This is a genomic window from Gilliamella sp. LMG 34360, assembly GCF_984568995.1.
The window spans coordinates 1,163,211-1,188,904 of sequence record NZ_OZ474900.1 but is presented as its reverse complement, the minus strand read 5'-3'; the positions used below and the strand labels follow the sequence as shown (position 1 = coordinate 1,188,904).

24 protein-coding genes are annotated in these 25,694 nt (G+C 33.8%); 7 read left to right on the top strand and 17 right to left on the bottom strand.

The genetic code is table 11. The features are described 5' to 3' along the window. Positions 1-89: 89 nt before the first annotated feature. The 3 genes from dsdX (at position 90) to AC5LW9_RS05395 (ending at position 3,480) form a co-directional block, all read left to right on the top strand. Entirely contained in the window at positions 90-1,427 is a 1,338-nt protein-coding gene (gene dsdX, locus AC5LW9_RS05405) for a D-serine transporter DsdX (protein WP_198228815.1), read from the top strand. Between the two features lie 21 nt (positions 1,428-1,448). Beyond that, on the top strand, positions 1,449-2,780 hold the full coding sequence (gene dsdA / locus AC5LW9_RS05400) for a D-serine ammonia-lyase (protein WP_493456448.1): 1,332 nt from the start codon (positions 1,449-1,451) through the stop codon (positions 2,778-2,780). A gap of 220 nt (positions 2,781-3,000) precedes the next feature. Then, the gene (locus AC5LW9_RS05395; RefSeq protein WP_039128532.1) at positions 3,001-3,480 is read left to right on the top strand and encodes a hypothetical protein; all 480 of its coding nucleotides are present in this window, start codon (positions 3,001-3,003) and stop codon (positions 3,478-3,480) included. Positions 3,481-3,773: 293 nt separating this feature from the next. Here the strand turns inward: AC5LW9_RS05395 and amtB are convergent, their stop codons facing one another. The 9 genes from amtB to AC5LW9_RS05350 form a co-directional block, all read right to left on the bottom strand. Further along, on the bottom strand, positions 3,774-5,057 hold the full coding sequence (gene amtB, locus AC5LW9_RS05390) for an ammonium transporter AmtB (RefSeq protein WP_198228813.1): 1,284 nt from the start codon (positions 5,055-5,057) through the stop codon (positions 3,774-3,776). A 20-nt stretch (positions 5,058-5,077) separates the two neighbouring features. After that, positions 5,078-5,416 (bottom strand): P-II family nitrogen regulator, encoded by a 339-nt coding sequence (gene glnK / locus AC5LW9_RS05385; RefSeq protein WP_025315005.1) that lies wholly within the window; start codon positions 5,414-5,416, stop codon positions 5,078-5,080. A gap of 490 nt (positions 5,417-5,906) precedes the next feature. Further along, the gene (gene dgt, locus AC5LW9_RS05380; protein WP_493456447.1) at positions 5,907-7,397 is read right to left on the bottom strand and encodes a dGTPase; all 1,491 of its coding nucleotides are present in this window, start codon (positions 7,395-7,397) and stop codon (positions 5,907-5,909) included. Between the two features lie 21 nt (positions 7,398-7,418). After that, positions 7,419-8,486: a 5-(carboxyamino)imidazole ribonucleotide synthase gene (purK, locus tag AC5LW9_RS05375; protein WP_493456596.1), complete on the bottom strand. Its 1,068-nt coding sequence runs from the start codon at positions 8,484-8,486 to the stop codon at positions 7,419-7,421. A 7-nt stretch (positions 8,487-8,493) separates the two neighbouring features. Next, on the bottom strand, positions 8,494-8,994 hold the full coding sequence (gene purE, locus AC5LW9_RS05370) for a 5-(carboxyamino)imidazole ribonucleotide mutase (protein ID WP_086326574.1): 501 nt from the start codon (positions 8,992-8,994) through the stop codon (positions 8,494-8,496). Between the two features lie 211 nt (positions 8,995-9,205). Then, the gene (locus AC5LW9_RS05365; RefSeq protein WP_493456446.1) at positions 9,206-9,556 is read right to left on the bottom strand and encodes a RidA family protein; all 351 of its coding nucleotides are present in this window, start codon (positions 9,554-9,556) and stop codon (positions 9,206-9,208) included. Positions 9,557-9,581: 25 nt separating this feature from the next. After that, positions 9,582-11,585 carry an excinuclease ABC subunit UvrB gene (uvrB, locus tag AC5LW9_RS05360; protein ID WP_198228811.1) on the bottom strand — a complete coding sequence of 668 codons (2,004 nt, stop codon included), beginning with the start codon at positions 11,583-11,585 and terminating at the stop codon, positions 9,582-9,584. Between the two features lie 395 nt (positions 11,586-11,980). After that, positions 11,981-13,441, bottom strand: a complete 1,461-nt coding sequence (modF, locus tag AC5LW9_RS05355) for a molybdate ABC transporter ATP-binding protein ModF (RefSeq protein ID WP_144091682.1) — start codon at positions 13,439-13,441, stop codon at positions 11,981-11,983. 15 nt (positions 13,442-13,456) lie between these two features. Then, on the bottom strand, positions 13,457-14,236 hold the full coding sequence (locus AC5LW9_RS05350; protein WP_493456445.1) for a TOBE domain-containing protein: 780 nt from the start codon (positions 14,234-14,236) through the stop codon (positions 13,457-13,459). Between the two features lie 370 nt (positions 14,237-14,606). Here AC5LW9_RS05350 and modA point away from each other — a divergent pair, with 370 nt between their 5' ends. From modA to modC, 3 genes are read left to right on the top strand one after another with little or no spacing between them, the layout of a single operon-like run. Beyond that, positions 14,607-15,371, top strand: a complete 765-nt coding sequence (gene modA / locus AC5LW9_RS05345; protein ID WP_370528605.1) for a molybdate ABC transporter substrate-binding protein — start codon at positions 14,607-14,609, stop codon at positions 15,369-15,371. Between the two features lie 12 nt (positions 15,372-15,383). Next, a complete protein-coding gene (modB, locus tag AC5LW9_RS05340; RefSeq protein WP_198228808.1) occupies positions 15,384-16,076 on the top strand; it encodes a molybdate ABC transporter permease subunit in 693 nt (230 codons plus the stop codon). Next, on the top strand, positions 16,077-16,760 hold the full coding sequence (gene modC / locus AC5LW9_RS05335) for a molybdenum ABC transporter ATP-binding protein (RefSeq protein WP_493456444.1): 684 nt from the start codon (positions 16,077-16,079) through the stop codon (positions 16,758-16,760). Here the strand turns inward: modC and AC5LW9_RS05330 are convergent. The 4 genes from AC5LW9_RS05330 to AC5LW9_RS05315 all read right to left on the bottom strand — a co-directional run bounded on the left by AC5LW9_RS05330 (position 16,739) and on the right by AC5LW9_RS05315 (position 19,657). Next, entirely contained in the window at positions 16,739-17,491 is a 753-nt protein-coding gene (locus AC5LW9_RS05330; RefSeq protein ID WP_493456443.1) for a UDP-2,3-diacylglucosamine diphosphatase, read from the bottom strand. The genes modC and AC5LW9_RS05330 overlap by 22 nt on opposite strands. Further along, positions 17,484-17,975 (bottom strand): peptidylprolyl isomerase B, encoded by a 492-nt coding sequence (gene ppiB / locus AC5LW9_RS05325; protein WP_198228805.1) that lies wholly within the window; start codon positions 17,973-17,975, stop codon positions 17,484-17,486. Before ppiB ends, AC5LW9_RS05330 begins: the two co-directional genes overlap by 8 nt. Before the next feature lie 71 nt (positions 17,976-18,046). Beyond that, complete coding sequence (folD, locus tag AC5LW9_RS05320; RefSeq protein ID WP_144091677.1) at positions 18,047-18,898, bottom strand: bifunctional methylenetetrahydrofolate dehydrogenase/methenyltetrahydrofolate cyclohydrolase FolD; 852 nt, start codon at positions 18,896-18,898, stop codon at positions 18,047-18,049. A 69-nt stretch (positions 18,899-18,967) separates the two neighbouring features. Continuing rightward, positions 18,968-19,657: a DUF2884 family protein gene (locus AC5LW9_RS05315; RefSeq protein WP_198236165.1), complete on the bottom strand. Its 690-nt coding sequence runs from the start codon at positions 19,655-19,657 to the stop codon at positions 18,968-18,970. Positions 19,658-20,368: 711 nt separating this feature from the next. Here AC5LW9_RS05315 and AC5LW9_RS05310 point away from each other — a divergent pair. Next, entirely contained in the window at positions 20,369-20,635 is a 267-nt protein-coding gene (locus AC5LW9_RS05310) for a GrxA family glutaredoxin (RefSeq protein WP_025314989.1), read from the top strand. A gap of 53 nt (positions 20,636-20,688) precedes the next feature. Here the strand turns inward: AC5LW9_RS05310 and tsaB are convergent, their stop codons facing one another. The 4 genes from tsaB to AC5LW9_RS05290 all read right to left on the bottom strand — a co-directional run bounded on the left by tsaB (position 20,689) and on the right by AC5LW9_RS05290 (position 25,594). After that, positions 20,689-21,369 (bottom strand): tRNA (adenosine(37)-N6)-threonylcarbamoyltransferase complex dimerization subunit type 1 TsaB, encoded by a 681-nt coding sequence (tsaB, locus tag AC5LW9_RS05305; RefSeq protein ID WP_198228803.1) that lies wholly within the window; start codon positions 21,367-21,369, stop codon positions 20,689-20,691. A gap of 29 nt (positions 21,370-21,398) precedes the next feature. Continuing rightward, the gene (gene yoaA, locus AC5LW9_RS05300) at positions 21,399-23,303 is read right to left on the bottom strand and encodes a DNA repair helicase YoaA (protein WP_198236166.1); all 1,905 of its coding nucleotides are present in this window, start codon (positions 23,301-23,303) and stop codon (positions 21,399-21,401) included. Positions 23,304-23,591: 288 nt separating this feature from the next. Beyond that, a complete protein-coding gene (locus AC5LW9_RS05295) occupies positions 23,592-24,569 on the bottom strand; it encodes a glycosyltransferase family 8 protein (RefSeq protein WP_198236167.1) in 978 nt (325 codons plus the stop codon). Between the two features lie 47 nt (positions 24,570-24,616). Next, a complete protein-coding gene (locus AC5LW9_RS05290) occupies positions 24,617-25,594 on the bottom strand; it encodes a glycosyltransferase family 8 protein (RefSeq protein ID WP_198228800.1) in 978 nt (325 codons plus the stop codon). Between the last annotated feature and the right edge of the window lie 100 nt (positions 25,595-25,694).

The following is a 25,694-nucleotide window of genomic DNA, read 5'->3' as shown; positions in this document are numbered from 1 at the left end:
CAAGTTAAAACCATTATTGATCATTTGTCAAATTATCACCAAAAACTTCTAATAAAGCTAGCAATTAATGAAAAAGAATGGAGGGTAATATGGATTCGCAGTTGTGGATTATTAGTGTGTTAATCACCAGTATTATCCTTATAGTAATCTCGATCATAAAATTTAAACTTCATCCTTTTTTAGCGTTATTACTTGCCAGCTTTTATGTGGGTGCGTTAATGAAAATGCCACCACTAAAAATGATTGCAGCTATCGAAGACGGTATTGGTAGTACATTAGGTTTTTTAGCTGCGGTAATTGGTTTAGGCACTATTCTTGGCAAAATGATGGAAATTTCAGGTGCTGCCGAACGCATAGGGCTGACATTACAAAAATGTCGATGGTTATCACCACAAGTTATTATGGTGCTAGTAGGTCTGATTTGTGGTATTACCCTATTTGTCGAAGTAGGTGTTGTTTTATTAATTCCATTAGCTTTTTCAATTGCTAAAAAAACTCAAACTTCTCTTTTAATGCTAGCTATTCCGCTCTGTACGGCACTAATGGCCGTTCATTGTATTGTTCCACCTCATCCTGCTGCACTGTTTGTAACAAATGCGTTGGGTGCTGATGTTGGAACTGTAATCGTTTACGGGTTAGGTATCGGATTATTAGCATCATTAATTGGTGGACCTATCTTTTTAAAATGCATTAACAATAAAATCCCTTTTAAGACCGTACCTGAAGAGTTTTCAGATATGAAAGTGAGAACGGAAGAAGAACTTCCTTCTTTAGGTACCACATTATTCACAATATTACTGCCGATTGTTTTGATGCTAATAAAAACAGTAGCCGTCTTTGCTATGGATAAAAATAGTTTTAGTTACTCAATGTTAGAATTTTTCGGTAATCCTATTACAGCAATGTTTATTGGAGCGTTTGTTGCTTACTATATGTTGGGCATTCGACGCAATATGGTTATGTCCATTCTGTTATTTAAGACAGAGGAGTGCTTTTCCTCCATTGCAAATATTTTATTAATCATTGGTGCAGGTGGAGCATTTAACGGTATTTTAAAAAATAGTGGATTAAGTGATGGTTTAGCTGGCATTTTTTCCCATTTAGATATGCATCCAATTTTATTGGCATGGTTAGTGGCAATCATTTTACATGCAGCGGTAGGATCGGCAACAGTCGCAATGATGGGTGCAACAGCTATCGTTTCACCAATGTTACCTCGTTACCCTGACGTAAGTCCAGAAATCATCACATTAGCCATCGGTTCGGGAGCTATTGGATGCACAATTGTTACCGATTCTTTATTTTGGTTAGTTAAGCAATATTGTGGCGCAACATTAAATGAAATATTTAACTACTATACATCAGCCACCTTTATTGCATCATTAGTCGCATTAGCAGGTACTTTTTTACTATCTTATATTATTTAAAATATATTACAGGAATAAATTATGATCCCTAAAGATGTTGAAAAGTTAATACAAAAATATCCTTTAGTCGCTAATTTAATACAACTAAAAGAAACAGCTTGGTTTAACCCAAATATAACGAGCTTGACAGATGGATTATCTTATGTAACACTGACTAAGCAAGATGTTAAGGATGCAAGTAATCGATTAGCAAGATTTGCGCCTTACTTATGTAAAGCATTTCCCGAAACAGCAGTAACGAAAGGAATAATTGAGTCCGAGGTTGTTGCGATTCCCAATATGAAAGCGGTTCTTGAAAACCGTTATCAACACAAGTTCACAGGAAGTCTGTTCCTCAAGAAAGATAGCCATTTACCAATTTCCGGTTCCATAAAAGCTCGCGGTGGTGTGTATGAAGTACTGACCCACGCAGAAAAGCTAGCTATTGAAAATGGCTTATTAACCGAAAAGGATGACTACACCAAAATATTTTCTGACAGATTCACCCAATTTTTTAGTCGATATAGTATTGCAGTAGGTTCAACAGGTAACTTAGGCCTATCTATTGGTATTATGAGTGCCAAATTAGGTTTTAAAGTTAATGTTCACATGTCTAGTGATGCTCGCGAATGGAAAAAACAGAAATTACGTTCACACGGTGTAAATGTTATCGAATACCAACAAGACTATAGTGTTGCCGTTGAAAAAGGCCGCAAAGCTGCAGAGTCTGATCCTAATTGCTTTTTTATCGATGATGAAAACTCAAAAACCTTATTTTTAGGTTATGCAGTGGCCGGCGAACGCCTTAAAAAACAGTTTACTGAAATGAACATAAAAGTGGATAAACAACATCCATTGTTTGTTTACCTTCCTTGCGGAGTGGGTGGTGGACCGGGAGGCGTTGCTTTTGGATTAAAACTTGCGTTTGGTGATGATGTACACTGTATTTTCGCAGAACCAACTCATTCACCTTGTATGTTTTTAGGTGTTTACACTGGATTACATGACCATATTTCTGTTCAAGATATTGGTCTTGATAATATCACCGCTGCTGACGGTTTAGCCGTAGGCAGACCTTCTGGATTTGTAGGACGAGCAATGGAAAGATTAATTGATGGTTATTACACCATTAATGATCAAGAGATGTACGATTTACTCGGTTTATTAAATCAACAACAACAAATTCAATTAGAACCCTCAGCTTTAGCGGGAATGCTTGGTTTATTACATGTTGAAAAAAATTCAACATATTTAGAAAGAATTAATGTTTCATCAGAAATTTTAACAAATGCGACACACTTAGTCTGGGCAACAGGTGGTGGCATGGTTCCAAAGGAGGAAATGGGAAAATATCTTAGCCTATCAAAAATATAAAATGCATTAATATTATAAATGGTCAATTTTATGGTGATTTATTTTTTCAAAATTAGAACATCATGAAAGTTAATAAGGAATTGGAATTAGAACTTGGCAGTTTTAGTTTATTTTTATACTAAAACATTACATTGACATCTTTACAACATAGTAACAATCGTTTTTTTAATTGTCCTATACATTGTTATATTATTGTCCTGAATAAAAAGGAAGTTATAGAATGAAGACACATAAAAAACCATTATTTACCCTAGTACAGAGCAGTGAATCAATACCTGAAACAAATACATTAAGTTTTCTAGACTCTAAATTAAATTATCCTGATAGTATTAATGAAATTATTGCATTGCGCATTAAAGAGCTTAAATTACATCATGGTGAATATAAAGATAAGGAATTCAACTGTAAACACCATAATGATAGCAATAAAGAATTTCGTTTTATATTTGGTGAAAATTTTGAATCAGAACATCATAAAAAACAAATTGGTATTTTAAAAGATGAATTAGCATTAGCTAAAGAATCAAATAAAGTCAAACAATTACTTGGTAGTCGTTTAAAACAAATGGCAAAAATTTACCCTTGTGTTGAGATCGATCTAAATAATATTAATGTGATACCGACAAAAATCAAAGAACACCTTTTTGCTCCGCCACTCATATTAACGGATGATAATGCCATTATGCTTTGGGATGATTAATCAGTTAATCTTAAATAATATAAAAAAATCTACAGCGGTTATGCTGTAGATTTTATTTATATCGTTTTGTTAATCTAATCAATAATTTTATATGTTCAACTTTTTTATCCACATTAACCCTAAGGATAAGTAAACAAAACAAGTATTATTTATGAAGATAAAAGGTCAGTTCTAAGAAGACAAATAAAGCAGACAAGCATTCTAACAAATATAAATCAAAAGTTTACCGCATTTTGTCGGTAAACTTTTTAATAAAGAGATTTTATTTCTATAAACTATTTCGATAGTTTAACTCAACTGTTGAAAGCACTTTCACCATGACTGTTAATATCAAGGCCTTCTCGTTCATGTTCTTCACTAACGCGTAAACCAACACAAATATCCGCAATTTTATAAGCCACAAAAGCGATAACAGATGTCCAAATAACACAGGTAATCACACTCATTAGTTGGATTCCAACTTGAGTCGTCATGCCTATTCCATCGGCATAGCCTACTCCACCTAATGATTTTGAAGCAAAGATACCCGTCAATAAGCAACCAACGATACCACAGACCCCATGTACTCCAAATACGTCACAAGTATCATCAATTTTTAAGATTCTTTTTAGTGAAGAGACGCCCCAAACACCCGCAAAACCACAAATAAGACCAATTAGCATTGCGCCCCCTACCCCGACAAATCCTGCTGCAGGTGTGATTCCAACTAATCCAGCTATTACACCTGATGCGGCCCCTAAACATGACGGTTTTCCTCGTAAAACCCATTCGGCAAATGACCAAGATAAAACCGCTGCTGCTGTTGCTGCAACAGTGTTAATAAACGCTAATCCAGCAATTTCATCAGCATGGGTTGAAGAGCCTGCATTAAATCCAAACCAACCAATGTAAAGAATTGCCGCGCCAAGATAAACATAAGGAAGATTAAATGGTTTTAATGGCTCACGATTATAACCGATTCGATTTTTAAGTAGATAAGCACCCATCAAACCAGCAACCGCAGCGTTAATATGAACAACCGTGCCACCCGCAAAATCTAAAGCACCTTCATCACCTAAAATACCACCACCCCATACCATATGGGCCATTGGTATGTATGAGAACGTAAACCATAACACCATAAAGATGAGTACAGCAGAAAAGCGTATTCTTTCAGCAAAAGCACCAAGTATTAAACAACATGTAATACAAGCAAAGGATCCTTGAAACGCAACCCAAATGAGTTCATAAATGGAGCCATTAACATCCGTTATATCAATACCAACTAAAAGCAAATGTTCGAAATCACCAAAAAACCAATTTCCCTCACCAAAAGTAAGCGTGTAACCATAAACGATCCATAACACAGAAATCAGTGAAAAAGTAACTAATACTTGTGATAACATAGATAATACGTTTTTAGATCGTAATAAACCACCATAGAATAATGCAATACCAGGAATAGACATAAATAGTACTAATGCAGTACAAATCATCATAAAACCATTATCCGCATTATCCGCGTATTCTAGAACAACATCTGCAAAGGCGTACGAAGGAAAAATAAGACACAATGGTAAAATACATTTCTTCAACATAATAATATCCTTAATTATGATTACAAAGCTGATTCATCCGTTTCACCGGTACGAATACGAACGACATGCTCAAGTGAAGTTACAAAAATCTTACCATCACCAATTTTGCCAGTATAAGCAGCTTTAGAAATAGTACTAATAACTTCATCAAGTTGTTCATCATTGATGGCTAAATCTATTTTCACTTTTGGTAAAAAATTAACGTTGTATTCTGCTCCGCGGTAGAGTTCTGCGTGCCCTTTTTGTCGCCCGAAACCTTTAACTTCAGTAACGGTTAATCCAGTGATCCCTATATTTGATAATGACTCTCTGACTTCTTCTAACTTGAAAGGCTTAATAATTACTGTGACTAATTTCATTAATTTTTCCTCACGAATATGGTATATGATGAAATATGCAAACTCTGTGCCACAAAACTATACTTACGCTACAGATGTATCGTACCTATAAAATACAAATAAAAATTATTAAAACTGCAAAGTCGATTTGTTTTTGCTGTCATTGAATAGAATTACAATAAGTTAAAAATGTTCTTTTATTCGAAGTTTTATGCAATAAAGGACGCTTTAATTTCAATGCTATTTAAGTAAAATACTGGGTAATTAAAATACAACTTAATTAACCTACGAAATATTTAATGTAGTAAGCAATTTATCAGTTGCATTGTGTTGAAAATTATCCGAATTGATATTAATTGAGCTGGAGTTATTATTAATATACCAATGTTAATGTGTTAATTTACTCTCTTTTAAAATTCTAATTAACAGAAATAGATATATTATTTTATTATGCACAACGATAGTGCTTATGCTTCTATTTGGTGCTCTGTCCGATAAAATGATAATAGGATTAAAAAGTTACCATCAATTTACGGTATTCATCATAAGCAAAGTGATCAGTCATACCGCTAATGTAATCTTGCAACAATCGACAACGGTAATAAAATTCCCAATAGGCAAATTTGGGATCTTTTTTTCCAATCAAGTTCGTTGCCTGTAGATAAGCATCACAATGTTTAGCAGAGAGTTTATGATAAAGTCTGGTTTCAATTGGGTATTGATGATGATTGTTTTCTTCAGCAAGTTTAAAAAATTCATTAGTCGGCATGTTTAGCAACGGACTGTAAATATCTAATAATCCACTGATAATACGATAACCTTGCAATTCTATATTTTCTACCGATTCATGATTAAAAACATGTTCGACACCCACTCTTTTAAATATTTTTAATAATTGATATTCGGCGCCATGATCTTCCAATAATGCATGATTAAACGAACCATGATAGATGTCTTCAATATTTTCAACAAAGCGTTCAGCAGCATGGTAAACAAGTTTACTAATGGTATTCACTCGTAGATACATAAAAAATTGCCCAATAGCAATTGAGTTAAATTTTTTTTGCTCCAGATTAACGTATGGACGTTTTACTACTTTGTCAAATAAATCACCCTCTTTAATATTCCCCCAAGCTTTTTCTAAATAGTGATAGAGTTGTTGAACCGTAAAGAGTTTCTTTTCTACTGCATCTTCAAGATCCGCTATACAGTAAGAGATATCGTCCGCAGCTTCCATAATATAAGTGAGTGGATAACGATGAAATGGCTGAATTTCCAGTTGGTTAGATAATTTTTTTATAAATGGTTCTTCAGACAAATAATAACCAGGTTTTTTCATTAAATAAGAAAACTCTGTAGGTATATCTTCTTTAGGCAAATAAGCAGGTTTAGTGTATTTTAATATTGAGGCGACTTGTGAATAAGTGAGATTTAATCTTTGGATACTATGTACTAACCTTATGGCTTGAGCATTACCTTCAAAGTTGGATAAATCACGACGAATTTTAATTTTTAGTTCTTTAATCGTCTCATCATCCGACTCTTGGGGTTGAAGTACGGAATATTTTGGTTGAACATCCACACCTAACTGTTTAACAAACCAGTGATTTATTGCTTTTTCACCAAAATGGCCAAATGGCGGATTGCCAATATCATGCATTAAGCAAGCCATTTCAACTAAACTTTCAATCGAGGTAATAATATTATCAAACCCATAGGTTTTAAGTTTTTTTGATTTGCTTAGTCGATGGATGATTTCTTTAACAATATATCGACCGACTTGTTGAACTTCCATTGAGTGAGTAAGACGAGTTCTAACAACAGAGTTTCTTTCTAGAGGAAAGACTTGTGTTTTTTGTTGCAAACGTCTTATCGCAGCGGAATTGATTATTCTTCCTCGATCACTCTCAAACTGGCGAACGATTGAATAGGGATCAGTTAAAACCTCGCGTGCTTTACTTGCATCACGTTGATAATTGATTTTTTTTGAAAAGTCTACCATATTCAATCCTTTGTATTTAAACTACAACAATTGTTTTTTTGCCCATTCAATCGATGATTGATACTCATCCGGTAAAAGTGGTGTTAAAAGAGATAAAGAGTGTTTCAATTTCTCTGGTTGATTGTGAGTTAAATTTAGATGCCCGACTTTACGACCTGCTCTAACTTCTTTTTCATACCAATGTAGATGAACTAAATCAACAGACAACCAATTTAGGTTTAATTGAGTCCCAACTAAGTTGATCATAACCGATGGCGCAAATACATTCGGTTGTGGGAGTGGTAATGCCAATATCGCCCGCAAATGTAACTCAAATTGACTAATAGAAGCTCCATTTTGTGTCCAATGTCCACTGTTATGTACCCTTGGCGCTAATTCATTAATCAATAAGTTATCGCCCATGACAAAACATTCCATTGCCATTACACCAATATAATTAAGTTTATCCATAATAGCTTTTAGCATTTTTTCTGCTTTAGCTTGTAATATTGGATATTGGTTAGGGATAGCGACACTCATTTTTAAAATACCGTCTTGATGCAAATTATTCGTCAGCGGATAAAAAACAGTTTCACCTTTTCCGTTACGTGCTCCGACTAAGGAGATCTCTTTTTCAAAAGCGATAGCCTGTTCTACAATCGCATTATGGTATATATCATCAGGTACGGTTATATCGCTTTGATTAGTGATACGCCATTGTCCTCGACCGTCGTATCCTCCAGTTCGACGTTTGACAATTAACAATTCACCAAACTCTGCAAATAATTTTGTCCAATTTTGCGGATCTTCTAATAATGACCATTTAGCAGTAGATAAACCTAGTTCATCAAATAGCTGTTTTTGGGTTAGTCGATCAGCAATAATCGGAAAAATATCTCGATTAATAAAATGAGAATGATTAGCTAAAATTTGAGTAAAAGGGGTATCTGGCCAGCGTTCAATCTCGGCAGTAATGACCGATTGTTGGTATGGGATAGTTGTTGGATCAACATCTAAGCCGACAGGGAATACATGAACGCCTAATGGTTCACCTGCTTGTTTTAACATTCGGCCTAATTGACCATTCCCTAAAACACAAACTGATTTAATCGTCATTTTAAGCATCTACTCTTGGATCGGGGTTATTTAATACTTCATCTGTTTGGCTTAATCGCCAAGTGGTTAAACGTTGATAGAGCTCTTGGTTATGTAAAGCAAGAATTTGCGCTGCTAATAGTGCCGCGTTGGCTGCACCTGCTTTACCAATAGCCAGTGTTCCTACAGGTATACCTTTTGGCATCTGTACAATAGAATAGAGGCTATCAACACCATTTAAGGCTGCACTTTGAACAGGTACACCTAATACTGGTACTAAGGTTTTTGCCGCTAACATACCAGGCAAATGCGCCGCACCGCCTGCTCCGGCAATGATGACATCAAAACCTCGTTGTTTGGCTTCTTGTGCAAATTGAAATAATTTATCAGGAGTTCGATGAGCGGAAACAATTTCGACATGATAATTGATAGCTAAAGCGTCAAGAATATCAGCAGCATGTTGCATGGTTGCCCAATCACTTTTGGAGCCCATTACAATGGCAATTTTAGGTTGAATATGCATATAAAATTATATGTGTATATAAATTATTATGTTGTTGAAGTATACACCAAATTTTATCTTATGGGGATAAGAATAACCAAGATTTGAAATATCAACGTTAAAAAATTCGACCATTTTACTCATAGAAAAAGATTTTATTTCTGAAGATTTAAGTAGGTAAACAGACCGTTTAAAAGGGATCCGCCATCTTTAATGGCGGAATTGTAGAACTTTATTTTTTTATAGCAGCAATGATTTTTATTTCGACTAAGTAATCAGGGTTCATTAAGCCAGCCTGTACGGTACACCGCACAGGCGCAGATCCTTTAGCAACCCACTCATCCCAAGCTTTATTCATCGTTTCAAAATCACTTTTATTTACTAAAAATATCGTCACATCTAAAATATGACTTTTGTCACTGCCTGCACTGACTAAAATTTTATCGATTTCCGCTAGGGCACTTTTAGTCTGCTCATAAGCGTCATGGATTAAATTGCTTGGCACACTAGTGTAATATATAACATTATTGTGAATCACTGCTTCTGACCAACGATCTTGTGGGTCAATTCGAATAATTGTCATCATGATTTCCTTGTTCGATGATTAACTAAGATACTTTAATAAAATCTGCACGCAATTTTTTGATCTCGTCACGTAATACACCCGCTTTTTCAAATTCCAGATTTTGCGCAGCTTCGTACATCATTGCTTCAAGCTCTTTAACTCTTGCTTGTACATCTTTAACCGACACATAATTATACGGTTTATTTGGTTCAAACGCCTGTATTTTAGCTGTTGCTTTTTTAGTGCTCAATCCTGCGTCCAAAATATCTTTAATTTCTTTGCGTACTGATTTTGGTGTTATACCGTGATTAGTATTAAAATCCTGCTGCTTTTTACGGCGTCGAGCCGTTTCGTCAATCGTTTTCTGCATTGCAGGGGTAATCTTATCAGCATATAAAATTGCTTTCCCATTCACATTACGCGCTGCTCGACCAACGGTTTGAATCAATGAACTCTCAGAACGCAAAAAGCCTTCCCGATCAGCATCTAAAATGGCAACCAGTGAGACTTCAGGAATATCTAATCCTTCACGCAATAAGTTAATGCCCACTAATACATCGACTTTACCAAGACGTAAGTCACGAATTATTTCCATTCGTTCAACGGTATTGATATCTGAATGTAGATATTTAACATTCACATTATGCTCTGATAAATAATCCGTTAAGTTTTCTGACATTCGTTTGGTCAATGTAGTAACTAACACTCGCTCATCATTATTAATTCGGAGTTTAATTTCTGATAAGAGATCATCCACTTGTGTTGCAACAGGTCTAACTTCGATAATTGGATCCAATAAACCTGTTGGTCTCACGACTTGTTCAATGATTTCGCCCCCAGATTTTTCAATTTCATAGGTCGCGGGTGTTGCCGATACGTATATCGTTTGTGGCATAATATTTTCGAATTCAGAAAACTTTAAAGGTCTATTATCTAACGCCGATGGTAAACGAAATCCATACTCAACCAGATTCAGTTTACGTGATCGGTCACCATTGTACATGGCTCCAAGCTGTGGAATGGCCACATGCGATTCGTCAATAAACAGTAACCCATCTGCTGGTAAATAATCAAATAACGTTGCAGGTGGATCACCTGGATTACGCTGTGATAGAAAACGCGAATAATTTTCTATCCCCGAACAATAACCAAGTTCTGTCATCATCTCAATATCAAAGAGTGTACGTTGCGTTAATCGTTGCTCTTCTAAAAGGCGATTATTATCAAGAAGTACCTTTTGACGCTCTTTTAGTTCCTGCTTAATTTGTGCTATCGCATTGTCCATAATATTTCTAGGTGTCACGTAGTGAGTTTTTGGATAGATGGTAATACGTGATACTTCATTCACAGCACTCCCCGTTAAAGGGTCGAACATCACAATCCGATCAACTTCATCATCAAACAGTTCAACGCGCACAGCAAGTTCATCTGAGTCAGCAGGAAAAATATCGATCACATCGCCACGAACCCGAAACGTACCTCGGCTAAAACCAATTTCATTACGCGTATATTGTAGTTCAGCAAGACGTGTTAGGATTGCTCGTTGATCGGTTATCGTACCTTTAGTTAAATGCAATATCATTGACATATAGGTCTCAGGCGCACCTAATCCATAGATAGCGGACACGGAGGCAACGATCACGACATCACGACGTTCAAGTAATGATTTGGTTGCTGACAAACGCATTTGTTCAATGTGTTCATTAATCGATGCATCTTTTTCAATAAATGTATCAGTTGAAGGCACATAAGACTCTGGCTGATAATAGTCATAATAAGAAACAAAATACTCAACAGCGTTCTCAGGGAAAAAAGCTTTCATTTCACCGTATAATTGAGCTGCCAATGTTTTGTTTGGCGCAAGAATAATTGTTGGGCGATTATGATGGGCAATAACGTTTGCCATAGTGAACGTTTTACCCGATCCAGTTACACCTAATAATGTTTGATGTGCAATTCCATCATCAAGATTTTGATTAATCCTTTTTATTGCTTCTGGTTGATCCCCAGCAGGTTTGAATTCGGAACACAATTTAAATTTTTTCATTACATCGTAACCTAATATTTTACCTATTAATAAAAATTATCCCCAAAAAGGCTTGACCTTTTAAAATCTTATATTTTTTGTTCAGTTAACAAAAACGCTTATCAGATTAGTTCGAAAACAACAGCTTGATTTAATATAACGCATTGATAAATAACAATAATATAAATCATGACTAACATGTGACCAAACCAACTTAAAACCTGATAGCTATTGGCTTCTGAGCTGTTTTCAATAAACTACTCACAGAGTTATCCACAGGCAACGGGGATAACTCTCTAAGTATAATTGCTATAAACTTTTTTCAAAGATCAAGCAAAAAATCCTTAATAAAAACACCTTTTTTTTTAAGGTTATTCCTATTTTTTAAATCGATTTTAATAGTTAAAAACTAATAACTAATTCAGTACTTCAAATTTATATTGATAGCTATGATCGAAGTTAGGCACAAATATTAATCGATGAGTGATGCATTTTGGAGCATCTTCCACATGATGAGATACAAATAACAGTTGTGTGTGCCCTTCCTCTATTAAGCGATCTATCCAACATTTTACTAACTCTCGATTAAGATGATCTAACCCTTGTAAAGGTTCATCTAAAATAAGTAGTGTTGGATGTTTAACCAACGCTCTTGCTATTAATATTAATCTTTGCTGTCCCCATGATAATGATTGAAAAGGCTTATCAGCATGATCTTTCAGACCCAGTAAATGTAACCATTCATCAGCTAATTTCGCTTGCCTATCACTAGCGGCCTGATAGACCCCAATCGAATCAAAATATCCAGAAATTAACACAGCTTTAACGCTGGAACTTACACGATAATCGAGATGCAAACTGCTGCTTACATAACCAATGTGCCGTTTAATATCCCAAATGGTTTCTCCGGAACCACGTCTGCGACCAAATAAAGTAAGATCATTACAATAACCTTGTGGATGATCCCCTGTTATTAAGCTCAATAGCGTGGATTTTCCTGCACCATTCGGCCCGACAATTTGCCAATTCTCATTGGCTTTTACCTGCCATGTTAATCCATTAATGATAAATTTATCATCGTATTGAATATAAACATTATTTAAGCTTACACGTTCTAATTGATCGGCTAATTGAATTGGTGGTTCGTCTGCTTCGGGTAACGGCATATTGGGCAGGTTTTCTAAATCTGCTAGTTGCTTAACTATTTCATCGTTTAATATGGTTGCTTTAGTTCCAAATTTCAATAGCTGACAATCTACAAGAAGACCAATATTTTCAATAAAGGTTGGAATTTCATTAAATCTATTCAAAACCAATACTATTGAAATGCCTTGTTTGGCTAATTGACCCAGTTTTTCTGCTAAATTTTCCCGCGATAAGATATCTAAACCATCAAACGGTTCGTCTAATATTAATAATTGAGGATTTAACATTAACATTCGACAGATGAGTGTTTTACGCGTTTCACCTGTGGAAAGATATTTAAATCGCCGATTTAACAGATGACTTATTCCAAATTGTTCTGCAAGTTTGAGACAAAGTTTTTCGTCTTTATTATTTTCTTGAATAATTTGTTGAGTGGTTAATCCTGTATCATTTTCACCTTCACTAAGCATATCGGTATTATTGCGTTGCCATTCCTCTTCAATTAACTTTTGTAACTGTTCAAACGAAATATAGGCTACGGATTCAAATTGATTAATCACTCGACCCGATAATAATTTTTGTTCGCCCGCAAGTGCTTTAGCTAGTACAGACTTTCCACTGCCATTACGGCCAACAAAAGCAATACTTTGTCCTGGACTGATAGTGAGTGATTCAATGGTGAAAACTTTATAGTCACTAATCTTGTAGTGAGCATTTTCAATGGTTAACATAATGACCTCGTTTTACTAAACTAATGTGGCAACAATAATATGCTGAGGATGAATTGATATTGTTAGCGGTTTATCTTTGTATAAATCATACTGCTTGACTTCTTGGGTTAATTTACTTGCATAAAGTTTCATACCCGATGGCAATGTAAATTCAATTTCAGTCCATTCACCATCGTTTTTTATGGTTTCAACCTTAACTGATAAACTATTTTCATTGGCATCATTTAACTCAATTAAGGGGGCTTTGATTAGCAGAAGTACCGTTTTATCCACACTTAGCTTTAATCTTTCAATACTTTGTTGAGTGATGTAACCTTTTAATTCTGTTTGGTTATCGCTTAATTTAACCGTAACATATCCGGCAACATGGTTTGTTTCAATGTGTTTAACACTACCATACAATTGATTTCGAGCACTGGTTTGTAATGATAATCTTGCGGTAGCTTTTAAAATATCATCTAGCGGTACATTATCATCATTTAATATATTAAAAGCATTATGTTGTAAGTGGGTTAAAAGATCGTAAAGTTGAATAAATCTTACTGCGTAGGAACTTAATTTAGTACCACCACCATTTTTACCACCAGTTGTGGTAATTAAAAAAGGTTTGGTTGTCAGCCTATTAATTTCACTTATTGCATCCCAAGCCGTTTTATAACTCAACCCTATTTGTTTGGCAGCTTGGCTTAATGAACCTGTTTTTTCAATGGCTTTGAGTAAAGCAATACGCCTTGGATCAATAAAGAGTTGTTGGTTCAAATTGAGTGTTAACAAAATATCGGGCGAGAGGATCATTTGTATACCTTGATAAACTTTAAAATAGCTCTATTAAAAAACAATTTAGGTATTGTAGACCCTTTTATTGCTTCCTACAAAATTTGTGAGAAATAATTCTTTCTTTGGCAAAGAAAATTGATAAATCAATTAGATAAATTCTATCCTAACAACCTTATTACCTAAGTGATACAAAATTAGATTTTTGCTAATGTATTTGTTTATTATCAATACGCTCGATTACATCGATATGTTTTATTTTATATAACGAAATGTTACTATGTTTTGCACTATGATTCAGTTTTCATATTTTCTAAATAAAAAACATTGAGCATTAGTAAAATAATCATAACGTACATTATTAACTAATTACGATCAATTATCTTTGGTAGTGAGGAATAGAATGAAAAAAATCTCTATATTAATTTTTGCTTTAACGACTTTAATATTCACTTTTACAGCACAGGCACTTGAAAAAGTTACGGTATTTGCAGCTGCGTCATTAACGAATGCGATGCAAGATATCGCTTCAGAATATAAATCAGATCATAAAAATGTTGAAGTCGTTTTTTCATTTGCCTCATCTTCGGTTTTAGCCAAGCAAATTCAACAAGGTGCTCCTGCCGATATTTTTATGTCAGCCGACCAAAAATGGATGACCTACCTTATTGAAAATAAATTAATTAAAGATAAAGAAGATTTACTTAAAAATGCATTAGTTTTGATTGCACCGGCACAATCAAAATTAAATAAAGTTGACATTCACATGAATACCAATTGGAATGAGATCCTTCCTAAAGGAGAAAGGATAGCAATAGGTGATCCCGATCATGTTCCAGCAGGGCTTTATGCTAAAGAGTCATTAACTCATTTAGGTGTATTTGACAAACTTGCACCACAATTTGCCCCTGCGAGTAATGTTCGTGATGCATTGATGTTGGTTGAACGCAATGAAGCAGCACTGGGTATTGTTTATAGTACTGATGCAAAAGTAAGTGATAAAGTAAAAATTGTTGGTATCTTTCCTGCTGAAACTTTTACATCTATTGAATATCCCGTTACTTTATTAAAACCTGAAGCAAACGATTTTTACCAATATTTAAAATCACCACAAGCTAAAACGATTTTTGAAAAATACGGATTTGTAACTAAATAGTAACGAATTATTATGATATTGACCGTATTTGAATGGCAAACATTGCTACTTAGTCTAAAAATAGCTGGAGTAGCAATTCTATTTAGTTTGCCTATTGGTATTTTGACCGCTTGGATTTTAGCTAGATGTCAATTTTATGGGAAATCGCTTTTTGATAGCATTATACATTTGCCTTTAGTTTTACCGCCGGTAGTACTTGGTTATTTATTACTATTAACGATGGGACGCAACGGTATCATCGGCAGTTGGTTAAATCACTATTTAGATATTAGCTTTAGTTTTAACTGGCAAGGTGCTGCTTTAGCTTCTGCTGTGGTGGCATTTCCATTATTGGTTCGCTCAATTCGTTTAGCGATAGAATCAATTGATTCACGTTTAGAAAATGTCGCACGCACATTAGGTGCAAATCGTTTACGAGTATTTATGACAATCACACTACCTTTAGCTTTTCCTGGTATTTTAATGGGCACAGTGCTAGGTTTCGCACGTTGTCTTGGCGAATTTGGTGCTACTATTACATTTGTATCGAATATTCAAGGTGAAACGAGAACCCTTCCCCTAGCAATGTATACATTATTGCAAATGCCTAATGGAGAAAATGCCGCTTTAAGGCTATGCATTATTTCAATTGCGCTATCGTTGGTTGCGCTATTTTTATCAGAAATGTTAAACCGCTGGCATAAAAGGAAATTATTGGGACAATAAATGATGATAAATATAGATGTTATTAAACAATTGACCACTTTTTCCTTTGAATTCAAGCAAACCATTCCCTGTCAAGGTGTGACAGCTATTTTAGGTGTTTCAGGTGCGGGCAAATCAACATTAATAAACTTAATAAATGGTTTGATTAAACCTGATAAGGGTAAAATTTTACTTAATGATGTGACGTTGGTTTCGACTCAACAAAATATTTTTGTTCCCCCTGAACAAAGGAATATTGGTACCGTTTTTCAAGATGCTTTACTTTTCCCTCACTTGAAAGTATTAAAGAATCTTACTTATGGCGCAAAGAAGATTAATCAACAAAAATTCGATGAAATTATTGAAGTACTCAACATTAACCACTTATTAAAACGCTACCCGACGATGTTGTCTGGTGGTGAAAAACAACGAGTGGCAATTGGTCGGGCGTTATTAACCAATCCCCAATTATTATTAATGGATGAGCCATTATCGGCATTAGATATGCCAAGAAAAAAAGAGTTATTAAGCTATATTGATATATTAGTTAACGAGTTAAAAGTGCCGATCATTTATGTCACTCATAACATTAATGAAGTTAAACGTATAGCGAACTATGTAGTTATTTTAGAACAGGGAAAATTACTGTCTCATGGGAAAACTCAAAACATTTTACAAAGTGATTATTTAAAAGAGTGGTTATAAAGCTGCAATGTATCACAATTACTGTCTTGTTTAATGTAAGATACGCCATCATGCCAAGCGCCTAACACCAATCGACTAGCAGGTTTACCATCAATTAAAAATTCATGTGTCGCTGGCTTATGTGTATGACCATGTACCATAATATTGGCATTATATTTACTCATCATCTTTTCAATAGCTTGTTGATTCACATCCATAATACTTTCTGATTTAATTTGATTGTGTAAACTGCTCTTTTGTCGCAATTTGCCTGCAATCTTTAAACGAATAAACAGCGGAAGTTTCAAGAAAAGTTTTTGTAACCATTTTTTATGCATGATCTTACGAAATTTTTGATACTGTGGATCATCCGTGCATAATAAGTCACCATGTAAAAAGAGGATATTACTATATGCATTAGGTAAACAGTTAATATCCGCTAAAATCGTCATATTACATGATTTAGCATATCTTTCGCCTAATAGGAAATCACGATTACCATGAATAAAATAGGTTTTAATTTGCCGTTTTGTTAGTGATCGCAATGCAAGTGAAATTTGTTGATGTAACTTTGAATCAACATCATCACCTATCCAGTAGTCAAATAAATCACCAAGAATATAGAGTTCACAGCAATCAGGTAGGCTCTCTAAGAAAGATAAAAAGCCTGCGGTTATATCAAAATAACCCGAAGCAGGCTCATTATCCGTTAGATGAATATCTGCAATAAAATAACGAATTGGATTATTCAACCGTTACACTCTTAATGATTACATCTTCAACAGGCACATCAGAATGCATACCACTGCGCCCTGTTTTTACTCCTTTAATTTTATCAACCACGTCCATACCATCAACCACTTGCGCAAAAACACAATAGCCATAACCATTAATGTCTGATGAACGATAATTTAAATAATCATTATCAACGACATTAATAAAAAATTGCGCAGTAGCAGAATGAGGATCGGATGTGCGAGCCATAGCTAAAGTGCCACGATTATTTTTCAAGCCATTATCCGCTTCGTTTTTGATCGGAGACTTGGTTTTTTTCTGCTTCATACCAGGTTCAAAACCACCGCCTTGAATCATAAAATTATTAATGACTCGGTGGAAGATAGTATTGTTGTAGAAACCTTCTTGGCAATATTCAACAAAATTTTTAACTGTTTCTGGCGCTTTATCGTCAAAAGTATCAATTTTTATATCACCTAAAGAAGTGTGAAATATAATCATAAAATGTTCCTTATTATTTTCATTTTTTAACTTACATTTACAAATCAAAAACTAAAAGAATGATTCTCTATTTATTTGCCAAATTTTTCACATGCTTCAAGCGTGTTACTCATTAACATTGCAACAGTCATTGGACCAACACCACCAGGAACTGGAGTTATCCAACCCGCACGTTCAACGGCGGTTTCAAATTCAACATCCCCAGCGAGTTTACCGTCGGGTAATCGATTGATACCGACATCAATCACAATTGCCCCTGGTTTGATCCATTCACCTTTAACATAATTGGCAATACCAACACCTGCAACAACAATATCTGCATTGCTGACATGTTTAGCTAAATCCACGGTACGACTATGAGTAATCGTAGTTGTGCAACCTAGTAATAAAAGCTCAAGTGCCATAGGGCGACCAACAATACTTGAAGCTCCCACAACGGTGGCATTTAATCCAGCTAAATTAATACCCGTTGATTCTAACATTTTAACCACACCATAAGGGGTACATGGACGTAAAAGCGGATCTCGTTGTAGTAAATGACCAATATTATAGGGATGAAAACCATCAACATCTTTACTAGGATGTATACGTTCAAGGACTTTAGTTTTATCAATATTATCTGGTAAAGGAAGCTGAACTAAAATACCATGGACATCATCACGTTGATTAAGTTTATCAATAAGAGTTAATAACTCTTCTGTTGTGGAAGTGGGAAAATCATAAGAAAAAGAAGCAAATCCGACATCATCACAGGCCTTTTGCTTATTTCTAACATAAATTTTTGAAGCTGGGTCTGATCCCACCTGCACTACAGCAAGCCCTGGAACAGATAACCCTTTTTCAATTCGTTGTTTTACCTTATTAGCAATATCATCTCTGATTTGCTTCGCTAAAAATTTTCCATCAATAATATTGGCTGTCATAAACTTGTGTATCTTCAACTGGATTGATAATAGTGGGATATTTTCGCAAAAGTTTTTATTAATGTCTATTCACTTATAAGTTGATTGGTTAAGTTGAGTTAATATTTGTTGATATTGACCATCAATATCAGTGATAACGGAACAAATATGAGCATCAAAAGCTTTTAGTTTAGGCTTCTGAGCTTTCCATTCATTTTTCGAGATCTGTTTTATTGCGCCATAATTTTTAAAAAAATCAAAATTTATAATGCTACCCCCTACTACATTATAAAAAATATGCGTACCTATATCCTCACCATCTTTTTTTAAATTATTAAAATTTTGGTAATAAAATTGAGTATTACCACTTTCTGATGTTATAGATTTATGGAGTAATTTCACTAATCTTTTATATAATTTATTTAATTCACGATGCAGTTCATTATCGTTACCTAATTTATTTTTTATCGCATTTTCAAATGTTATTTTAACTTCTGATAAAAGGCTTAATGCTTCTTGTTCTAATTTTGGTAATTGCTGTCGCAAATCTTTCTGGAATTTTTGGGTTTGTTTTTCGAGTGGAGGTTGCAGTAAAACAGTTTTTTCATTAAATACAACTTTTCCGTTAGATTTGATCATTAAATCATTTTTTTTATTGAAAATATGAACACTTTCTTTGTTTATTACGATGTTATAGCTTGGTTTAACTGGACACTCTTTTTGAGCGGCAAATAATGTGGCAGGAAAAATGATTACCATCAATAATAATTTCTTTAACATATATATATCCAGTTTTTTTATTAGAATAAATTATAGCGGTTGATTCTCAATTAATATAATAAAAAATCTTTATTATGTCATTCCAGTTTATCTGGAATTTATTAGAGCGTTTTTTAAGTATAAGTAACAATAAACTTATTAATAAAAGATATTATTCATCTATTCTTATCAAGGTTGCTTAAATTACTTATCTAAAGCATTTTTTATTTAACCATTTTTAAAGATATTTTTTAGATCGTCATAGCGTGTGCGTTGCAATCTCTCTTACCAGACCAACCCAATACAGTTGATGAATGAAGTTGCCAAGCATATATATCTAATTTATACTGAAACGTATAGTTAACCTGAAACTTTTTTACAACAATTAAAAATTTTTTTGAAGATTCAACTCCACTCATTAGTTTTATTTTAGTTGTTCCGTTTCAATAATTATTTTTAACTAATAGGTTATGTACTATTTCATTTTTATAAAAGTCTAATAACAGGATATGAAAAATTTCAGGTTCCTGAATGTTATAATAAATTAACCCAATAAATACTACGAATAAAAGAAACATATTAAAGTTATCTCTTTTACAGACGATCTTTATAATGAACTCATAGTATCAATAGATATAATCTATTAAAACAACTATATTTAACTGCTTTTTTTTCTCAAAAAGTAAAGTATAGTATTTATATATTCAAAAAATAATTTATCAGAGGTGAAAAATGTATACTGTAATTTTTGGTCGTCAAGGTTGTCCATATTGTGTTCGAGCTAAAGAGTTAGCTGAAAAACTGTCTAAAGAACGTGATGATTTTTCTTATCGTTATATCGATATTAATGCTGAAGGCATTACTAAAGAAGATCTTTCTAAAAGTGTTGGCAAACCAGTAGAAACAGTTCCTCAAATTTTTATTGATGAAAAGCCAATTGGTGGTTGCACTGATTTTGAAGCTTATGCTAAAGAGCATTTGGGACTATTTAGCGAGTAAGCGAACATAGTTTTTTGAGATTCATTTAGCCACCATTAGGTGGCTTTTTGTTTTTAACGGCCAGGCAGTTTTTGCCATGTAACTTCATTACGCAAATAGGTTGGTTCAGCATTTTCAACACTAACCCATTCATCTTTTTGCCACTTCTTATCGGCTATGACAATTAAATCCTGAGCATGTGGTAATAAAATATCGCTTGTGTGAATATTTTCCAGCATATCTGGATAAGTTTGCCATCCAGTACCAGCACTATAACTATCATTATAAATATGTTGAACTTTATCTATTACTTTTTCTGGCGCAATGACACACTCTGGAATAATTGCTTGCCAATGGTCATCAATGTATTGATATTGACCTAGATAGACTTCATTCATTCTGGCATCTATCGCAGGAATAACATTTGTTATCTGTCTTGTACGATACACCCCCTGAGCTAATGTCATTAAGGTTGAAACCCCTATCATTGGTTTATCAATACCGAGTGCTAATCCTTGCGCTACACCTATACCAATTCTAACACCAGTAAAACTACCAGGACCTGCCCCAAAGGCTACAGCATCTACCTGAGAAAGTGAACAATCCGATTGTTTTAAAAGATTGTCAATCATAGGTAAGATCTGCTTAGTGTGATCACGGGCAGAAATTTTAAAATCGAATGTGATTTCATTACAATAGAGTAATGCAACAGAGCAAGCTTCTGTAGCGGTATCAATGGCTAAAATAGTACTCATTTTTTTCCCAAAATAATTTATTTTTGTAATTAACTTTTAGCTAATAAAAAATTTATCACCTTATTTATATCACGTGTTCTTGGCGAAGGTGGCAAGCTATTAATAAATGTTGCACCATAAGCTCGCATCACTAATCGATTATCACAAATGATAATTGCACCTCGATCGTTATGGTGGCGTATTAATCGCCCAACACCTTGTTTTAATGTAATTACAGCTTCAGGTAATTGAACTTCATTAAATGCATCGCCCCCTTGCATTTGACAATCTTCCATACGGGCTTTAATTAGAGGATCATCTGGCGAAGTAAAAGGTAATTTATCTATGATAACACATGAGAGGGTGTCTCCCCTAACATCAATACCCTCCCAAAAGCTACTGGTTGCAATCAGTAGTGCATTACCTTTATGGATAAATTGCTCCAACAATTTAACTTTACTGGTTTCGCCCTGAACCAATACCGGCAAAGTGGTTAATTCTCGAAATTGTTTGGCTAGTGCATTCATCATTGCATAGGAAGTGCATAAAAAGAAACAACGCCCTTGATTAGCTTCAATAACAGGCAAAAGAATATCGATTAATTTCTGTGCATTCCCTTGTTCATTTGGTGAAGGAATATAGCGTGGAACACACATAATAGTTTGATTTGCATAATCAAATGGACTTTCTAGAATGAGCGACTCTGCATTATCTAAGCCTAAACGTTTAGTAAAATAGTCCAATCGATTATCAACCGATAGTGTTGCAGAAGTAAAAATCCAACTTCCATCACGTTCAGCAATTAATTGAGTGAATTTGTCTGCCACCGATAATGGAGTCAAAGCAAAAATAAAATAGTTATTAGTGCATTCATACCAATAACTAAAGCCTGTTATATTTGTCTGCTGTAATCGACTCAAAAGAGCATGATATTGCTTTATTCTTTCAAAACAATTATCTAAAGTTGACGACCGTCCCACAGCTAGTAATAAAACTTCATGACAAAAATTTAAAGCATCAACCAAATAAGATAACTCATTTTTTACTGCTTCTTGATTGAATAAATAGCGTAAGTTTCCTTTTGGCGAATGTTGGTTGATGACTAATCGTAGATCTTGTGTGCATTTTTGAAGTTTATCCGCACACTGCTGTAACTGTGCCATATCTTTCACTTCAGTGCGATATGTAAGATTTATTTCCTTAGCCAGATCGAACAGTTGCCGGCTAGTTAACTGTTGCCCAAAGTAGTGACAAGCTAGATCGGGTAGCTGATGTGCTTCATCAAAAATCATAACATCCGCTTTAGGGATAAGTTCCCCAAACCCCGTATCTTTTACTACTACATCAGCTAAAAATAGATGATGATTCACCACGACAACATCTGCGTTTAATGCTCGCTTACGCGCTTTGACAACATAGCAATCATTATAATGTTCGCAGTCACTCCCTAAACAATTATCGTTAGTACTGGTTAAAATTGACCAAACAGGATTGTCTTCAGTTACAGTTGTACATTTACTAATATCACCATCTTTAGTTTTAATTGACCAATTTTTAACTCGAACAAGATCGATGCGTAAATCTTTATCAAGATCGCCTGCGCCTGCATATTGATGATACAACCGCTCTAGACAAAGATAATTAGCTCGCCCCTTAAGGAGTGATATTTTACCTGTGTAATTAAGGGCTTTTTTTATTATAGGTAGATCTTTACTAAAGAGTTGCTCTTGTAAATTTTTCGACCCCGTTGAAAGAATTACTTTTTTATCACTACGCAAGGCTGGCACTAAATAAGCAAATGTTTTGCCTGTTCCGGTTCCCGCTTCCACCACCAGAGAATGTTGCGCATTGATTGCTTCAGTGACTTTATTTGCCATACGTCTTTGTGGCTCTCTTGCAATAAAACCATCTATAGCCGTCGCAAGCAAACCATTTTCTGCAAAATCATCAATCACTTAAAATGCACCAAATTAATAGATAAGCCCAATTTGTATTTAACACTGGAAAATTTATTTAAGAAATAAGTTAATGTTTGAAAAAATAAAATAATTATATATTTGAGATGAAATTATTGTCATGTGATTGAACAATTAACTATCATAATAACTATCTATACTATAACAATAACGAAAGCAAAAATATATACTAGAATATTCATGGTAAAGAAAAAGCTTAGTTAGAAATAGATTAATTTTTCAAATCAATAAACCAAATAAGCTCAAAAAATTAGGATTATTCAACCACTATAATTTTTTTAATTTAGTTTTTAAATAAATCATATAGTGCTTTATTCCTGATAAATATTTTTTCTGCTTAAACATTAGCTTTGAATAAGCTCGAATTGAAGAGGTTTTGTTATCATTATACAAAGGTAATAACATACCTTTCCAAGGTGAATTAGCAAAATAATGATCAAAAAAATCAGTTCGATAAGGTTGATGCCAAGGTTTATTTTTAGTTATATAGTGTATTATTTTAGTCGTTTTATCAACTTTTGCATCCTCATTACCATTTACAGTCAAAGCCGTTAGATTATTAAAATCAGAAGGCAGTAGTAATGTATTTTCTTTCATAACAATGTTTAAAACATCTTGATCAGCAAATGTATATACATTTCCATCATTAATAAGTTCAAAAGTTTTTTCTGTTAATTTATTTTCATTCCACAATGATGTATTAAAATAAATTACGCCAGCATTAAAATATTCACCATTAGGAATACCATACTTTTTACCTTGGCCATTTTGCATATACTCCGCATCAGGTACTACCGCTGCTATTTTATTATTTAAATCAATATTGAAAAGCTCATCCAAGCTACCAACACATAAGGTATCACAATCTAAATATAAAACTCTGTTTGTTATTTTTTGTAAAACTTCAGGAACAATAAATCTCAAACATGTTGCAATTGATATTCCTAAAACTAATGTGTCAGAATTTACTGAAAAATTATTATCTATTTCGTAACAAGTTATGGAGCAATCAAGTTGTTTGGCTATTGTTTCAAAATTAGATAAATTTTTTTTCGAAAGATTATTAGTAAATAAATGAAAATTAATCTCAATATTTGGGTTATTTTCAATAACTGACGTTAAAGATAAACCAGCTGGCATTGCATAATTATCATCGAAACAATAAGCAATATGATAGCCTTCATTTATCTGTGCTTTTTTATTCAAAACTAATGTATTTTTTATAAATTTATCACTATAGTTCATATCATTTTCCATACAACTAAAACCATTTTTCTATTTATTAGAATAAATTATTTTTTAAATGCTTTATGTTTTAAATATAAAATGTAATATTTAAAAGCTTTAAAATATTGATGTTTACTCGCTAACAATTTTGCATAACGTCTTGTGGTTGAAGGTGCATTTTCATTAGCCAATGATAATTTTTGATTAGCCCATGGCGAAGTAGCTATATAATGTTGATAAAGTGGTGTAATATAGAGTTGATACCAAGGTTTATTACCTGTTACATAATGGATGATAGCTGTATTGGCTTCAATGAGATTATCTTCATTACCGCCAACGGTAAGCGAAGTAATAGTGTTAAAACGTTTTGGTAAAAATACCGTTTTACCTTGCATTAAAATATTCAATACATCTTGATCAGCAAATTTATAGACTTTACCGCTGTTAATCATGTTAAATGCTTTTTCAGTTAGGTTATGTTCAACCCACATATCCGTATTGATATAAATCATACCTGCATTAAAATATTCTCCATAAGGAATATCGCAAGCCGCACATTGCTTTTCTTGTGTTTTACCGATATCAGGTACAACGGCTGAAAACTTATTTGTTAAATCAGTGGAAACAAGTTCATCAAGATTATTGGTACATAGTACATCACAATCAAGATATAAAACACGAGAAGTCACTTTATTTAAGATTTGCGGAACAACGAATCTTAGACACGTTGAAGCAGAAACATGTAAAACTAAAGTATCAGGATTTATCGAAAATTCATTACTAATTTCATAACAAATTATTGAAGTATTTTCTTTATTTAACTGATTGAATCGCTCGATTTTTTCATTTGATACATTATTGGCAAACAAATGGAAAACTAGATTTTTATCTGGATTATTTACTATCACAGATGACATTGCAATACCGGCAGGCATTGCATAATTATCATCAAAACAGAATGCTATGTGTAAAGTTTCTAAAGATGCTAGAGCATTATTAAATAATGTTGTAGTTTTACTGATAAAAAGATTTTCTGCTAACATGTTCTAGTAATACCGAGAATTTAAAGTTTGATTTATTGTAGCATAACCAATTATGATAAAAAAATTAACTATCAATTTCATATTTATATAACTATTTTGT

Coding starts and splice junctions, on each gene's coding strand:
- dsdX (WP_198228815.1), top strand. CDS start 90: ATGGATTCGCAGTTGTGGATTATTAGTGTGTTAATCACCAGTATTATC.
- dsdA (WP_493456448.1), top strand. CDS start 1,449: ATGATCCCTAAAGATGTTGAAAAGTTAATACAAAAATATCCTTTAGTC.
- AC5LW9_RS05395 (WP_039128532.1), top strand. CDS start 3,001: ATGAAGACACATAAAAAACCATTATTTACCCTAGTACAGAGCAGTGAA.
- amtB (WP_198228813.1), bottom strand. CDS start 5,057: ATGTTGAAGAAATGTATTTTACCATTGTGTCTTATTTTTCCTTCGTAC.
- glnK (WP_025315005.1), bottom strand. CDS start 5,416: ATGAAATTAGTCACAGTAATTATTAAGCCTTTCAAGTTAGAAGAAGTC.
- dgt (WP_493456447.1), bottom strand. CDS start 7,397: ATGGTAGACTTTTCAAAAAAAATCAATTATCAACGTGATGCAAGTAAA.
- purE (WP_086326574.1), bottom strand. CDS start 8,994: ATGCATATTCAACCTAAAATTGCCATTGTAATGGGCTCCAAAAGTGAT.
- AC5LW9_RS05365 (WP_493456446.1), bottom strand. CDS start 9,556: ATGACAATTATTCGAATTGACCCACAAGATCGTTGGTCAGAAGCAGTG.
- uvrB (WP_198228811.1), bottom strand. CDS start 11,585: ATGAAAAAATTTAAATTGTGTTCCGAATTCAAACCTGCTGGGGATCAA.
- modF (WP_144091682.1), bottom strand. CDS start 13,441: ATGTTAACCATTGAAAATGCTCACTACAAGATTAGTGACTATAAAGTT.
- AC5LW9_RS05350 (WP_493456445.1), bottom strand. CDS start 14,236: ATGATCCTCTCGCCCGATATTTTGTTAACACTCAATTTGAACCAACAA.
- modB (WP_198228808.1), top strand. CDS start 15,384: ATGATATTGACCGTATTTGAATGGCAAACATTGCTACTTAGTCTAAAA.
- modC (WP_493456444.1), top strand. CDS start 16,077: ATGATGATAAATATAGATGTTATTAAACAATTGACCACTTTTTCCTTT.
- ppiB (WP_198228805.1), bottom strand. CDS start 17,975: ATGATTATATTTCACACTTCTTTAGGTGATATAAAAATTGATACTTTT.
- folD (WP_144091677.1), bottom strand. CDS start 18,898: ATGACAGCCAATATTATTGATGGAAAATTTTTAGCGAAGCAAATCAGA.
- AC5LW9_RS05315 (WP_198236165.1), bottom strand. CDS start 19,657: ATGTTAAAGAAATTATTATTGATGGTAATCATTTTTCCTGCCACATTA.
- AC5LW9_RS05310 (WP_025314989.1), top strand. CDS start 20,369: ATGTATACTGTAATTTTTGGTCGTCAAGGTTGTCCATATTGTGTTCGA.
- tsaB (WP_198228803.1), bottom strand. CDS start 21,369: ATGAGTACTATTTTAGCCATTGATACCGCTACAGAAGCTTGCTCTGTT.
- AC5LW9_RS05295 (WP_198236167.1), bottom strand. CDS start 24,569: ATGAACTATAGTGATAAATTTATAAAAAATACATTAGTTTTGAATAAA.
- AC5LW9_RS05290 (WP_198228800.1), bottom strand. CDS start 25,594: ATGTTAGCAGAAAATCTTTTTATCAGTAAAACTACAACATTATTTAAT.